Here is a 13,840-nt window from a genome sequence, read left to right on the forward strand (position 1 = left end):
GACTCGAGGCGGCGCTACACCAAGCAACAAGCAATGGCGGACCCTGGGTCCGCCATTGTTTTTCGCATTCTTGTGGCTACCAGCCCCCCGGGGGTTCCCCCATCAGGCCGCCTGCGGGTTGAGCAGCCATTCGAGGATCTGCGGGAAGTGATCCTCCTGCGCCTGGGGTGCAGTCAGCATGTTGATGTGGTCGTAATCGAGCCGATTGCCGTTGTCCCGGCCAAGCCGGGTATGGCGCGCAGCCGAGCCCATCTCGGCGCTGAAGCGGCGCACGTCGGTCGGGTGACCCAGCACCTTGTCCGCCTTGGCCGAGATCATCCAGAGCGGCGGCCAGTTGACCCGGGCGGCCGCCTCGTCATAGGCGAACCCGTCGTTGGGATCCTGCCAGGGGCCACACTTGACCCAGGGGATAGTCTCCTGCAGGTAGCGCAGCGGCTCGTCATCCGCCCCTATCTTCAATCTGCGCGCAGCCAGGAAGCCGTTGCGGCTGGCCAGCCAGGGGGCCAGCCGGTTCCAGATCAGATCCACCTTCAGCCAACGCTCCGGATTTTGTACCGACACGCCGCGCTTGGTGCCAAAAAACACCAGGCTGGCCACCTGCTCCGCCAGCTCGGGAAAGCGCACCAGGGTCGACGCCATGATGACGCCGCCCCAGGAGTGGGCCATCCAGTGCAGCTTGAAGCCGGCATGACGGGCGGCAATCCAGCGGTGCAGGGCCGGCAGGTCCTCGGTGATGAGCTCATGCTGGCCATGTTCGGCCTGCTCGGCAATGGCCGGCGTGCTGAGCCCCCGCCCGCGCAGATCGGCCACATAGACCTGATAGCCGTGGCGGGCCAGAAAACAGGCCAGCCCCTTGCCCGACTCGGTATAGAAGATGCGGCCGTTCTCGATGGCGCCGTGCACCATCAGGATCGGCTCGCCATGTACCGCAACCCGCGGCTGAATGTGGCGCACGTGCAGCCGATGTTCGCCGCAGGGAATAAACAGGGATTGCTGTAGCAGTTCCATTTTGAGACTACGTCCTCCGTGACGTGGGGTTGAGTCCAACCCTAGTGGGCTCAGCGCCTATCCCAGCGCTGCTGGCGGCAGGCCAGGGCACCGAGCAGGCAGATCACCCCTTCCAGATCGTGGTGGTTGAGGGTGGCCGCCGCCTGGGCCCGCACCAGCGGTTTGGCGTGGATGGCGATGCCGAGCCCGGCCACCCCCATCATCTTGAGATCGTTGGCACCATCGCCCACAGCCACGGTCTGGCCAGTGGCTATGCAGTACTCCGCAGCCAGCTGCTGCAGCACCTCGGCCTTGACGGCGGCATCGACGATGCGCCCGCTCACCTTGCCGGTCAGCTGCTGCCCCGCCACCGCCAGCTCGTTGGCGAAGATGGCGTCCAGCCCCAGCTCCCGCTGCAACTGGCCGGCAAAACGGGTGAAACCACCGGAGGCGATCGCCACCTTCCAGCCAGCCTGCTTGAGAGTGTCGATCATCAGTTGCAGGCCCGGCATCCAGGGCATGTTGGCCGCCACCTCGTCGAGAATGGTGACCGGTGCCCCCTCCAGCAGGGCGACCCTGGCCCGCAGGCTGTCAGAAAACTCCAGCTTGCCCTGCATGGCGGCCGCAGTGACCGCCGCTACCTGCTCGCCGACCCCGGCCAAGCGGGCAATCTCGTCGATGCACTCGATGCGGATGGCGGTGGAGTCCATGTCCATCACCAGCAGACCGGGCTCAGCCAGGCTGGGCAGGGCCGGCAGATGACACAGATCGATATCCCACTCCTCCCCCTTGAGCGTCTGTACCAGAGCGGGTGAGAAGCGATCCGTGCCCAGCAGCAACAGGGGTACCCCGGCCTGCATGGCGGGCGGATAGAGCCGTGCCTGCAGCCCGTGCCGCGCCAGCAGTCCGGCCAGCCTGCCGAGATGGTGGCCGCCAAGGGTCCGACCGAACAACACCAGCCAGGCTCCATCCAGCGCACTGGCGGCGGGCAGCAGCGCCTGTGGCGTCGCCTCCCACCAGGGGGCGCCGGACAGGCACTCGGGCCACTCTGAAATCTCTGCAGGCAATTGGGACAACAACATAGGGATAACGCCTTCCTTGGTGATCATGGGGTTAACAAAACTGGCCCAGAGTAGCGTATTGCTTTTTGTACAGGCAAGCGCCAAGATCCCGCCACTCCTTGTCAGCAAAAGGCTCAACGCTTGCGTCATCTCCCCATCAAACGTGTGCTCAGTCTGGGTGCCGGTGTCCTGCTCGGACTCTGGGTGCTCGCCGTGCTCATTCATATGCAGGGCGAGAGCCAGGCCTCGCTGCACAGCGAGGCGCGCAACCGGGCCCAGGCACTGGTGGCCTATGCTGCCAGGGACATGAAACGCTGGATCAAGGAGGAGAAAAACAGCGAGCTGGAGCGGCTGGCCCGGGATCTGGCCGCCGAGCCCGAGATCCTCGATGTCACCCTCTACGATGCCCGCGGCATTCCCCTCGCCCAGTCGGACAATGCAGTGCCGCTGGACAGCCTGCTGCCCATCGGCGACAACAACAAGTCGGTCCCCGAGCAGGGCAAGGGGCGCATCCAGTTCGTGCAGGAGATCCTGGATGGGGAGCAGACGCTGGGCTATCTGCGCATTACCCTGGAGGAGCAGCAGATGCTGGCGGACAAGGACACCCGGCTCAAGGTGGTGCAGGAGAAACAGCGGCTGATGCTGCTGGTCGCCCTGCTGGCCGGGCTGCTCATCTCCTACGGGGTGCGCCGCAACTACATGCGGGTGCGCAAGCACAAGAAGAAAAGCAAACCGGTCGAACCGCAATAAGACGGTGCGACCTCATCGCCTTGTATACAACCCAGGCAATGCCACCAGCAGGAGCGCTGTATGATTGCCCCCCCTCTTCCTCTGGATGAAGAGAGCCGACTGGAACGGCTCCGCATCCTGGGCTTGCTTGACCGCGAGCCCATCGACCAGCTGGATCGCCTGACCCGGCTCATCACCCGCCATTTCTCGCTGCCCATCGCCATGGTCTCGCTGACCGACGTGAACCGGCAGTGGTTTCTCGCCCGCACCGGGGTCACCCTGTGCGAGATCAGCCGGGAGCACTCCTTTTGCGGCCACGCCATCCTGCGCCCCGACATCATGCAGGTGCAGGATGCCAGACTCGACCCGCGCTTTGCCGACAACCCGCTGGTGACGGGCGAGCCCCACGTGGTCTTCTATGCCGGCCGGCCACTGCGGGCGCTGGACGGCGTGGTGCTCGGCACCCTCTGTCTGGTGGATCATGCAGCGCGCCACCTCGACGAGGAGGCCTGTCGCGATCTCGACGACTTCGGCCGCCTGGTGGAGAACACCCTGCACGATCTGGAAAGGCGCCATCAGGTACGCAGCCTCAACCAGGTGCTGGAGGACAAGGAGCACCTGTTCACCCTCACCTTCAACCAGTCCTCGGTGGGCATGGCCCTCTCGTCGGTCGAGGGACGCTGGCTGCGGGCCAACCCGGGGCTGGAGCGACTGCTCGGCTACAGCGAACAGGAGATGCTGACGCGAACCTGGCACGCCATGACCCACCCCGAGGATCTGCCGCGCGAGCTGGCCCTGTTCACCGCCCTGCTCGCGGGGCAACGGCAGGATTACCGGCTGGAGAAGCGGATGATCCGCGCCGATGGCAGCCTGTGCTGGGTCCAGCTCAGCGTGACCCTGTGCCAGAGCCGCACCATGGCTCCCCACATGATCGCCGTCTTTGCCGACCTCACCGAGCGCAAGCAGGTCGAGGCCGAGCTGCTACAACTGCAGCAGGGGCTCGAGCAGCAGGTGCGTGAGCGCACCCGTGAGCTGTCGAGCACGGTGGAGCAACTGCATGGCGAGATGCGCGAGCGCGGTGCCGTGCAGCAACGCCTCTGGCAGGAGCAACGCCGGCTGCAACACATGCTGGAGCACACCAGCAACGCCTTCCTCGAGCTCGACGAGGCGCTGGTCATTACCGGCTGGAACCCGGCCTCCACCACCCTGCTCGGCTGGCACCCCGAGGAGATGCTGGGACGCACCCTGCCCGCCCTGCTCGGCAGCGCTCACCCTCTGCTGGCGCTGCTGACCCATCCCGAGCGCGCACAGCGCCGCCTGGAGTGCGACATCGGCACCCGCAGCGGTCGCCAGGTCCCGGTCGAAGTGAGCGCCGAACGCTACCAGTTCGACGGCAAGGTACGCCTCGCCCTGTTCCTGCACGACATCAGCGCCCGCCGCCAGGTGCTGGCGGAAATCGAGCGCGGGCGGGCCCGGTTGCGGGCCATCACCGACGGCCTGCCGGTCACCATCAGCATGGTCTCGCCCGAGGGGCGCTATCTGTTTGCCAACCAGGCCTACTGCCGCTACTTCGGGCTGGATCCCGAACGGATACGGGAGATGAGCGTGCGGGAGGTGATCGGCGACGCGGCCTACGGCCGGGCCATCGCCCATCTGGAGCGGGCCCTCGCCGGCGAGCAGGTGAGCTTCGAGAATCGTTTCGAGCTGCCCATAGGCCCGCGGGATCTCAGGATCACCATGATCCCGAGCCGGGGCGACGAGCCCGGGGTCTACATCCTCGGCAGCGACATCACCGAGTTCAAGGCGCTGCAGAACCAGCTGGAGCACGAGGCGGCCCACGACCCCCTCACCGGCCTGCCCAACCGGCGCGCTTTCACCCTGCGCCTCTCCCGGGAGCTGGAGCGGGTGCGTCAGAATGCCGAGACCCTGGGGCTGCTGTTTCTCGATCTCGACGGCTTCAAGCGGATCAACGATCAGCTCGGCCACCACGTCGGCGACGCCCTGCTGCAGCGCTTCGCCAGCGTGCTCAGTGCCGAGGTGCGCCCCGGTGACATGGTGGCGCGCCTGGCCGGCGACGAGTTCACCATCATACTGCCGGCCCTGCGCCAGCCGGAGCTGGAGCTGCCCGCCCTGTGCGAACGGCTGCTGGCGGCCATGGCGGTACCGGCCGACGTGGCCGGCCACCAGCTGCCCCTCGCCGGCAGCATCGGCGGAGCCATCTGCCATTCGGGCCAGTATTGTCACATCGACGACCTGCTGCACCGGGCCGACAGCGCCATGTACCGGGCCAAACAGGCCGGCAAGGGGCGCTTCGCCCTCGACCTCTGATCTTCCCTCCTTGAAATGCAAAACGGCGGCCCGAGGGCCGCCGTTTTCATTATTCATGCGCGAAGGGGATTAGTTGTCGCCCAGCAGGACGGAATCCAGCGCGATTTCGATCATGTCGTTGAAGGTCAGCTGACGCTCTTCGGAGGTGGTCTGCTCACCGGTACGGATATGGTCGGAGACGGTGCAGATGGTCAGTGCGCGAGCACCGTACTCTGCGGCCACACCGTAGATGCCGGCGGCTTCCATCTCGACACCCAGGATGCCGTATTTTTCCATGACGTCGAACATGGAGGGGTCCGGGGTGTAGAACAGGTCGGCGGAGAAGATGTTACCGACGCGCACGGCAACGCCCTTGTTCTTGGCGGCCTGTACAGCATTGGCAACCAGATCGAAGTCGGCGATGGCGGCGAAGTCGTGATCCTTGAAGCGCAGGCGGTTCACCTTGGAGTCGGTGCAGGCACCCATGCCGATCACCACGTCACGCAGCTTCACGTCTTCACGCACGGCACCGCAGGAGCCGACGCGGATCAGAGTCTTCACGCCGTAATCGGTGATCAGCTCTTTTGCATAGATGGAGCAGGACGGGATGCCCATGCCGTGGCCCATGATGGAGATGCGACGACCCTTGTAGGTGCCGGTGAAACCGAACATGTTGCGCACGTCGCACACCTGTTCGACGTTCTCCAGGAAGGTTTCGGCGATGTACTTGGCGCGCAGGGGGTCGCCCGGCATCAGCACGGTGTCAGCAAAGGCGCCATCTTTCGCATTGATATGAGGAGTTGCCATTCTCTTGATTCCTTCACACTAGGTTGAGTTTTATTGTCTTTATTGGTTGCCCGCCGCCGAGGCGACGGGCGGGTAACTTACAGGAAGCTGGTACCGTACGCCAGTTTGGGCAGACCGTGGTACGCCGCGATGCTCTGGCCGATGTCGGCAAAGGTCTCGCGACGGCCGACGGAACCGGCCTTGACCGGCTTGCCGTAGAACAGCACAGGGATGTACTCGCGGGTGTGGTCGGTGCCGCTCCAGGTCGGGTCACAGCCGTGGTCGGCGGTCAGCACCACCACGTCGCCATCCTGCATCAGCTCGAACAGCTCCGGCAGGCGGGAGTCGAAGTACTCCAGCGCATCGGCGTAGCCCTTCACGTCGCGACGGTGACCGTAGGAGGAGTCGAAGTCGACGAAGTTGGTGAAAACGATGGTCTGGTCACCGGCCGCTTTCACCTCTTCCAGGGTTCTGTCCCACAGCTCGGTCAGACCTGTGCCCTTCACCTGCTTGGTGATGCCTTGCTGGGCATAGATGTCGGCGATCTTGCCGATGGAAACCACCTGACCGCCCGCTTCCTTCATGTAGTCCAGCACGGTCGGCGCCGGCGGCAGTACGGAGTAGTCGTGACGGTTGCCGGTGCGCTTGAAGTTGCCCTTGCCGCTGCCCACGAACGGACGCGCGATGACGCGGCCGATGTTGTAGGGCTCCAGCAGCTCGCGCACGATGTGGCACAGCTCATAGAGCTTCTCGAGGCCGTAGGTCTCTTCGTGGCAGGCGATCTGGAACACGGAGTCGGCGGAGGTGTAGAGGATCGGCTTGCCGGTACGCATGTGCTCTTCGCCCAGATCGTCCAGCACCTGGGTACCGGAGGCGTGGCAGTTGCCCAGATAGCCCGGCAGACCGGCCTTCTCGACGATGGCATCCAGCAGCTCCTGCGGGAAGCTGTTGTGGTGATCCTTGAAGTAGCCCCACTCGAACAGCACGGGCACGCCGGCGATCTCCCAGTGACCGGACGGAGTGTCCTTGCCGGAGGAGAGCTCCTGGGCAAAGCCGTAGGCACCGACTACCTCGACGTCCTTGTTCAGGCCGGCCGGGAAGGTGCCGCTGGCGAGTTCGCCCGCGTGGCCCAGACCCAGCTTGCTGAGGTTCGGCAGATTGAGGGCGCCACGGCCTTCGATCTCACCGGCGGCGCAGGCCTTGGCGATATGGCCAAGGGTATTGGCGCCCACATCTCCGAACTTGTCGGCGTCGGCGGCAGCGCCAATACCGAAAGAGTCCATCATCAGAATAAAGGTACGTTTCATGGGACTTCCCCTTGTTACAAATCAGCCAGACCGATGCGACGGTAGACCTCGGGCAGCGCCTCTGGTCGGGTGTCACCGATCTTGACGGCGGCCTGCACCATGCTGGCAGCCTGAGCGAATTGCTCTTCAGTTTGAGCGTGGATCAGGGCGAGCGGCTTGTCTGCCTCGACGCTTTGACCCAGGCGGATAAAGTCGGTCAGACCGACCGCATAATCAAGTTTGTCACCGGCAGCGCGACGGCCACCGCCCATGGCGACCACGGCCAGACCCAGTTCGCGGGTATCCATGGCGGTCACGAAACCGCTGTTGGCGGCATAGACGGGGCGCACGATGGCGGCTTTGGGCAGGTGATGATCGTAGCGCTCCATGAAGTCGCTCGGGCCACCGAGGCCGGTCACCATGCGACCGAAGATCTCGGCCGCCTTGCCGTTGTCCAGCACAGCCTGCAGTTTGCGGCGGGCATCGCTGTCGTCGCTGGCCAGGCCGGCGGAGATCAGCATCTCGGCGCACAGCGCCATGGTGACGGCATGGATGCGCGGGTTGCGGTATTCACCGGTCAGGTAGCGCACCGCTTCGCGCACTTCCACCGCGTTGCCGGCGCTGGAGGCCAGCACCTGGTTCATGTCGGTCAAGAGCGCTGAAGTACGGCAGCCGGCACCGTTGGCCACCGCGACTATGCTCTTGGCCAGCTCCTCGGATGCTTCAAAGGTCGGCATGAAGGCACCGGAGCCCACTTTCACGTCCATCACCAGCGCTTCCAGCCCGGAGGCGAGCTTCTTGGAGAGGATGGAGCCGGTGATCATGGCGATGGATTCGACGGTGGCGGTGATGTCCCGTACCGCATAGATACGCTTGTCGGCCGGGGCGAGATCGCCGGTCTGGCCGATGATGGCGACACCGGCCTCTTTCACCACTTTCAGGAAACGATCGTTGTCGACCGAGGTCTGGTAGCCGGGAATGGCATCCAGCTTGTCGAGGGTACCGCCGGTGTGGCCCAGGCCACGGCCGGAGATCATCGGCACGAAACCGCCGCAGGCAGCGACCATGGGGCCCAGCATCAGGGAGACGACGTCACCCACGCCGCCAGTGGAGTGTTTGTCGACGATGGGGCCGCCCAGATTGAGGTGGTCCCAGGTCAGTACCATGCCGGAATCGCGCATGGCGCAGGTCAGGGCAACCCGCTCATCCATGGTCATGTCTTTGAAGTAGACCGCCATCGCCAGTGCCGCAATCTGGCCCTCGCCGATGGTGTTGTTGGTAATGCCCTGAACGAAAAATTGAATCTCTTGGGTACTGAGCGCTTCACCGTTGCGCTTCTTGCGAATGATTTCTTGAGGCAAAAACATCTTTCATTCCCTCCGCCATTGCTGGCGTTACACAAGTCTGAATCCTTGCCCGCACCCCACACGGGTGGGGCGCAACAGGGCGGACAGCGGTCCGCCCTCTCATCAACCTATTAGTAACCGCTGGTGTTGGCCGGCTTGTCGCCATGCCCCAGCGTGGCCAGCAGGCTGGCCAGCAGGCTGGATGCACCAAAGCGGAAGGTGCGGGCGGATACCCAGTCCTTGCCCAGGATCTCTTCGGCCATGGCCAGGTACTGGCCCGCCACGGCGGCGTCTTTCACGCCACCGGCCGGCTTGAAGCCGACTTTCGGGTTCTTGGCCTTGATCACTTCCATCATGATGCGGGCAGCGAGCGGGGTCGCATTGACCGGCACCTTGCCGGTGGAGGTCTTGATGAAGTCGGCACCGGCGTCGATGGAGATTTCGGAGGCGCGACGGATCAGCGCTTCCTCTTTCAGCTCGCCGGTCTCGATGATCACTTTCAGCAGCACGTTGGCGCCACAGGCTTCCTTACAAGCTTTGACCAGATCGAAGCCGACCTGTTCATTGCCGGCCATGAAGGCGCGGTACGGGAACACCACGTCCACTTCGTCGGCACCATAGGCCACGGCGGCGCGGGTTTCGGCCACGGCAATCTCGATGTCGTCGTTGCCGTGCGGGAAGTTGGTCACGGTCGCAATGCGCACGTCGGCAGCGCCGATCTCGCGCAGGGTCTTGCGAGCGATGGGGATGAAACGGGGGTAGATGCAGACGGCGGCGGTCAGGCCGGCCGGTGACTTGGCCTTGCGGCACAGGTCGATCACCTTCTGATCGGTGTCGTCATCGTTCAGGGTGGTCAGGTCCATCAGATTCAGGGCGCGCTGGGCGGCCAGTTTCAGATCAGTCATTCTGTTCTCCAAAGTCTCGATGTAGTCCGAATTCCAGGGCATGGTGCTGCCTGTCGCAACGCAACCGGCAAGACGCGACTCCCGGAAAAACGGGAATGGAATTGCAGCGCAACTGCACGGGCAATAGGCTGCAAATAAGGCAAGAGCCCTGTCACTTTCTTACAAAAGTGCGGACTTGGTTCCATGAAGACTTGAGAAAGGCAGACAAGGTCTGACCCGACTTCCCAATCAATTCCATTTGACCGCCAACACCCGATTTCATCGGGCATTAGTCAATGCCAGCACCCTGCTGGCAATGCCTATTTCAGCCGAGATACCCCTTGTTTGCAAGCCGGATTTGCCATTTTCAGAGGTACCTCACATCTGGCAAATCCGGTACTGGAAAGTGCGTTAAGAGAAGAAACGGGTGAGTATCCAGGAGTATGCCAGGCCCCCCAGGTAGACTCCAACGATCCCCATCACCCCGGACAGTACGGGCGGGGCCGGGATCGGCAATTTGAGGAAAGAAAACAACAAGCCAACGATAAAGCCGGCTGCCATCGCCAGTAGCACTTCATTCATATAACCTCCGATTTGACTCATTTTATTATTAGTTTAGAAAGGAAAACGGTTGTCACCGCTCCATACACGAACGCCACGGCAGATGCCGTGGCGTTCGTGGTTATAGCTGTCAGTCAGGCTGACATTACATGCTGGACAGCGCCAGGAAGAAGCCTGCGATGGTCGCAGACATCAGGTTGGACAGAGAGCCGGCCAGTACGGCTTTCAGACCAAATTTCGCAATGGTGCCGCGACGGTTCGGTGCCATGGAGCCCAGACCACCCAGCAGGATGGCGACGGAGGACAGGTTGGCGAAGCCGCACAGGGCGAAGGAGATGATGGCCTTGGTGTGGTCAGACATGGCCACGCCATTGATCAGCACTTCATCCTTCAGGTACGGGGCGAAGTTCAGGTAGGCCACGAACTCGTTGACCACCAGCTTCTGGCCGATGAAGGAACCGGCAACGACGGCTTCACTCCAGGGCACACCGATCAGGAATGCCAGCGGGGAGAAGATCCAGCCCAGCAGCAGTTCCAGGGAGAGCTGCGGATAACCGAACCAACCACCCACACCGGAGAAGATGCCGTTGATCATGGCGATCAGACCGATGAAGGCCAGCAGCATGGCGCCGACGTTCAGGGCCAGTTGCAGACCGGCAGAGGCACCGGCGGCGGCGGCATCGATCACGTTGGCAGGCTTGTCTTCCAGATCGCCATCGGCATTGCTCTCGTCGTAGCTCGGGGTCTCGGTTTCCGGCACCAGCAGCTTGGCGAACAGCAGACCACCCGGGGCAGCCATGAAGGAGGCGGCGATTAGGTATTCCATCTTGACGCCCATGGAGGCGTAACCGGCCAGTACGGAGCCGGCGACGGAAGCCAGACCACCACACATGACGGCGAACAGCTCGGAGTCGGTCATCTTGGAGATGAAGGGACGCACAACCAGCGGCGCTTCAGTCTGACCCACGAAGATGTTGGCAGTGGCGGAGAGGGATTCGGTACGGGACGTGCCCAGTACTTTCTGCAGGCCACCACCCAGCAGTTTGATGACCCACTGCATGATGCCCAGATAATAGAGAACGGCGATCAGGGAGGAGAAGAAGATGATGACCGGCAGTACGCGGAAGGCGAAGATGAAGCCGCCACCACCGAACACTTCGAACATCTTGTTGCTGACCAGACCACCGAACAGGAATTCGATGCCGTTCTGGCCATAACCGATGACGCTGGAAACAGCATCGGATACACCCACCAGGATGTCACGACCAACCGGGACGTACAGCACGAAGGCACCCAGGCCAGCTTGGATTGCAAAGGCACCGGCAACGGTGCGCACTCTTATTGCTTTGCGATTGCTGGAGAACAGCACCGCGATAAGGACGAGCGTTGCCATCCCTACCAGACCCATTATTAGATTCATTATTTACACTTCCTCTTTAGTAGCACCTTCCAGCTTGTTAACAACTTGTATCTCAAAGCCATCAATCAAGGGTGCGCATTATACTAATTACGGTGCGACAAAGTAGAACGCTGGTCACATTTTATAAGCATGAAATGCGCTAGAGGTCGTCAAATTAGACCGCAAACGATTTTTACTCCCCCCATTTTTTATCATGTCGCTAGCAACAGTTAATCAGGTGTTAATTTTCGACTTACCCAACTGGAAGGTACGCAGAGTGGATTCATGTAACACCGAGGCAACATGTGCCAGCGGTTGCTGCCGCAAATCGGCCAACAGTTGCGCAATGATTGGCAGATTGGCAGGGGTGTTGGGCGCCCCTTGCTGACCCTGCAGCGGCATGTCGGGGGCGTCCGTTTCCAGCAGCAGGGCCTCCAGCGGCATGTCGCGCACCGCCTCCCGGGTCTTGTTGGCCCGCTCAAAGCTGATAACCCCGCCGATGCCGAGCCGAAATCCCAATTGCCAGAACGCTTCTGCCTGCTGCAGGGAGCCGCTGAAGGCGTGGATGACGCCCCCGCAGGCAGGGCGCAGACGTCTGAGGATCTTGGCCACCGTGTCGTTGGCACGCACCGAATGGACAATAAGGGGCAGCTCATGTTCCTTGGCCAGTTCGACCTGGGCCTCAAACATCTCGAGCTGTCCCTCCTGCGGCACGTGGGAGCGCAGGTCCAGCCCGCATTCGCCCACCGCCACCAATCCACGGGGGCGCTCCGCCAGCCGTTGCTGCAACCGGGTCAGCACCGCCGGCGTCTGACCGCCCACATACCAGGGGTGCACGCCAAGGGCATAGGAGATGCCGTCATGTTCTGCCGCCAGCGCCATCACCCGGCCCCAGTTTTCCTCTCCCACCGCAGGAATGATATACTCGCCCACCCCTAGCTGACGGCACTCGGCCAGCAGCGCCGCCCGATCGGAATCGAAGACCGGAAAATCGAGATGGCAATGGGTGTCGATCAATTGCATGTCACTCACCTGTTTGTCGTAATTAATGGGTCCATATCATGATGAAACGCACAAGCCACGGCTTTACCCTGATAGAACTGGTGCTGGTCATCATAGTGCTGGGGATCCTGGCCGTGACCGCTCTGCCCCGCTTCATCAATCTCAAGGATGACGCATTAAAGAGCACGGTCGCGGCAACGGCGGCCAGCTTTGCCAGCGCGGTCCAGCTGGCTCATGCCGGCTGGGCGGTCAAGGCGCAGGATCAGGCGCTCTACAATCTCGGCAGCATGGGGCAACGCAATCTCGACATCAACCGCTATGGCTGGCCCGCCGGCACGGACGAAGATCAGGGGCGCAAGGGGATCGACGAACCCTATGTCGCAGGTCAGGGCGACTACATCTCGGTGAGCAACCAGTCAGACTGCCGTCTGCTGTTTCAGGGGCTGCTGGACAGCAGCTACACCGTCGCCTCGGTCGATCAGGATCCCGATCAGCAACTCAACGCCGACTACCTGTCCAGCGAGCTGACCGCTAACCAGATAGATAAAGAGGGAGAGCCGCACAGCAACTGCCGCTACACCCTGCGCGACTCCATAGGCCGCTTCCCCGCCTATCCCGACGGTCTCTCCTTCGACTACAACAGCGTCACTGGTGCCGTGACCCGCAATTTCCAGTGAGCGGATCCGACTCGGCTTGCGGCTCTGCCTGCGGCGCCTCATCCTGTTCCCGGCGCACCGGCACGCAACAGCGCCGGTTCTCCGGCGTGAGCCCCCACTCCTCACACCAGCCATCGTAGCGAGCCAGCCAGCGTAACAAGATACCTTTCATCCGCGCGTTCTCCTCTTCATCAAGTCGACGGTTGCTCCGTCATATCCCCGCTCGCCGCCAGGAGCAAGCCGGGCAAGCCGGGCAAGCCGGGCAAGCCGCATCATGGTGCCCCGGGTGACAGCAGCAACCCCATGCTGATCTCGTCCACGTAGCCATCGTCCAGCCGATAGGCCTGTCGCCGCAACCCCTCGTCCCGGAAGCCGCACTTGCGATAGAGGGCGTGCGCCACCTCGTTGTGGGCCATCACCCCCAGCTCCAGCCGCTGGATCCCTAGCTCGCCGGCGGCCGCGATCAGGGTACGCAGTAACCGCTCACCCCATCCCAACCCGCGTGCACTCGACCGCAGCCCCATCACCACCAGGGCGCAGTGGCGGTTGCGCGCCAGGCCACCGCCGATGAGCACGGCAAAGCCCTGCACCTCCCCGGCCAGCACCAGCAGCCACATGGCCTGATTAGGGGCCGCCGCCATGGCCTCGAGCCGCTGGCACTGCCCCTCGATGTCCGAGGGGCGCTCCCCCGCCTCATACAGCATGAAGCGGGTCTCCCTGTCCAGTTGCCCAAAGAAGTGATCCAGCGCCGCCGCATCCTCCACACTCGCCAAACGAATCATCACCCTCGCTCTCCCTGCCTGGTGGTTGCGCCGATCCACGGCCATAAAAAAACG

The 13,840-nt window shown here is 62.8% G+C and carries 14 protein-coding genes; 3 read left to right on the forward strand and 11 right to left on the reverse strand.

From position 1 onward, the window contains the following. Positions 1-102: 102 nt before the first annotated feature. The gene (locus tag AB5Y95_RS04295; protein ID WP_206865856.1) at positions 103-1,008 is read right to left on the reverse strand and encodes an alpha/beta fold hydrolase; all 906 of its coding nucleotides are present in this window, start codon (positions 1,006-1,008) and stop codon (positions 103-105) included. Between the two features lie 50 nt (positions 1,009-1,058). Beyond that, positions 1,059-2,069, reverse strand: a complete 1,011-nt coding sequence (gene serB, locus AB5Y95_RS04300) for a phosphoserine phosphatase SerB (protein ID WP_368159586.1) — start codon at positions 2,067-2,069, stop codon at positions 1,059-1,061. Positions 2,070-2,189: 120 nt separating this feature from the next. Between serB and AB5Y95_RS04305 the strand changes: the two genes are divergently transcribed. Together AB5Y95_RS04305 and AB5Y95_RS04310 are read left to right on the forward strand one after the other, a co-directional pair. Beyond that, the gene (locus tag AB5Y95_RS04305) at positions 2,190-2,798 is read left to right on the forward strand and encodes an AhpA/YtjB family protein (RefSeq protein ID WP_005305087.1); all 609 of its coding nucleotides are present in this window, start codon (positions 2,190-2,192) and stop codon (positions 2,796-2,798) included. Between the two features lie 60 nt (positions 2,799-2,858). Then, positions 2,859-5,105 (forward strand): PAS domain S-box protein, encoded by a 2,247-nt coding sequence (locus tag AB5Y95_RS04310; protein ID WP_368159589.1) that lies wholly within the window; start codon positions 2,859-2,861, stop codon positions 5,103-5,105. A gap of 69 nt (positions 5,106-5,174) precedes the next feature. Here AB5Y95_RS04310 and deoD read toward each other — a convergent pair whose 3' ends face one another. The 7 genes from deoD to AB5Y95_RS04345 form a co-directional block, all read right to left on the reverse strand. After that, the gene (gene deoD / locus AB5Y95_RS04315; RefSeq protein WP_005305092.1) at positions 5,175-5,891 is read right to left on the reverse strand and encodes a purine-nucleoside phosphorylase; all 717 of its coding nucleotides are present in this window, start codon (positions 5,889-5,891) and stop codon (positions 5,175-5,177) included. Between the two features lie 77 nt (positions 5,892-5,968). Further along, complete coding sequence (locus tag AB5Y95_RS04320; RefSeq protein WP_368159592.1) at positions 5,969-7,177, reverse strand: phosphopentomutase; 1,209 nt, start codon at positions 7,175-7,177, stop codon at positions 5,969-5,971. A 14-nt stretch (positions 7,178-7,191) separates the two neighbouring features. Continuing rightward, the gene (deoA, locus tag AB5Y95_RS04325; RefSeq protein WP_267999980.1) at positions 7,192-8,523 is read right to left on the reverse strand and encodes a thymidine phosphorylase; all 1,332 of its coding nucleotides are present in this window, start codon (positions 8,521-8,523) and stop codon (positions 7,192-7,194) included. A gap of 110 nt (positions 8,524-8,633) precedes the next feature. Further along, positions 8,634-9,407: a deoxyribose-phosphate aldolase gene (gene deoC, locus AB5Y95_RS04330; RefSeq protein WP_274438244.1), complete on the reverse strand. Its 774-nt coding sequence runs from the start codon at positions 9,405-9,407 to the stop codon at positions 8,634-8,636. A 390-nt stretch (positions 9,408-9,797) separates the two neighbouring features. After that, positions 9,798-9,968: a XapX domain-containing protein gene (locus tag AB5Y95_RS04335; RefSeq protein WP_005305103.1), complete on the reverse strand. Its 171-nt coding sequence runs from the start codon at positions 9,966-9,968 to the stop codon at positions 9,798-9,800. 124 nt (positions 9,969-10,092) lie between these two features. Continuing rightward, a complete protein-coding gene (locus AB5Y95_RS04340) occupies positions 10,093-11,367 on the reverse strand; it encodes a NupC/NupG family nucleoside CNT transporter (protein ID WP_010636138.1) in 1,275 nt (424 codons plus the stop codon). A gap of 213 nt (positions 11,368-11,580) precedes the next feature. Beyond that, the gene (locus AB5Y95_RS04345) at positions 11,581-12,369 is read right to left on the reverse strand and encodes a TatD family hydrolase (protein WP_065018779.1); all 789 of its coding nucleotides are present in this window, start codon (positions 12,367-12,369) and stop codon (positions 11,581-11,583) included. A gap of 38 nt (positions 12,370-12,407) precedes the next feature. Here AB5Y95_RS04345 and tppF point away from each other — a divergent pair, with 38 nt between their 5' ends. After that, the gene (gene tppF / locus AB5Y95_RS04350; RefSeq protein WP_368159597.1) at positions 12,408-13,025 is read left to right on the forward strand and encodes a type IVa pilus pseudopilin TppF; all 618 of its coding nucleotides are present in this window, start codon (positions 12,408-12,410) and stop codon (positions 13,023-13,025) included. Here tppF and AB5Y95_RS04355 read toward each other — a convergent pair. Together AB5Y95_RS04355 and AB5Y95_RS04360 are read right to left on the reverse strand one after the other, a co-directional pair. Beyond that, on the reverse strand, positions 12,994-13,176 hold the full coding sequence (locus AB5Y95_RS04355; protein WP_080631966.1) for a DUF5363 family protein: 183 nt from the start codon (positions 13,174-13,176) through the stop codon (positions 12,994-12,996). The genes tppF and AB5Y95_RS04355 overlap by 32 nt on opposite strands. 100 nt (positions 13,177-13,276) lie before the next feature. After that, entirely contained in the window at positions 13,277-13,786 is a 510-nt protein-coding gene (locus AB5Y95_RS04360; RefSeq protein WP_368159688.1) for an N-acetyltransferase family protein, read from the reverse strand. Positions 13,787-13,840: the final 54 nt, after the last annotated feature.

This window comes from Aeromonas sp. R5-3 (assembly GCF_040908225.1).
GTDB lineage: Bacteria > Pseudomonadota > Gammaproteobacteria > Enterobacterales > Aeromonadaceae > Aeromonas > Aeromonas dhakensis.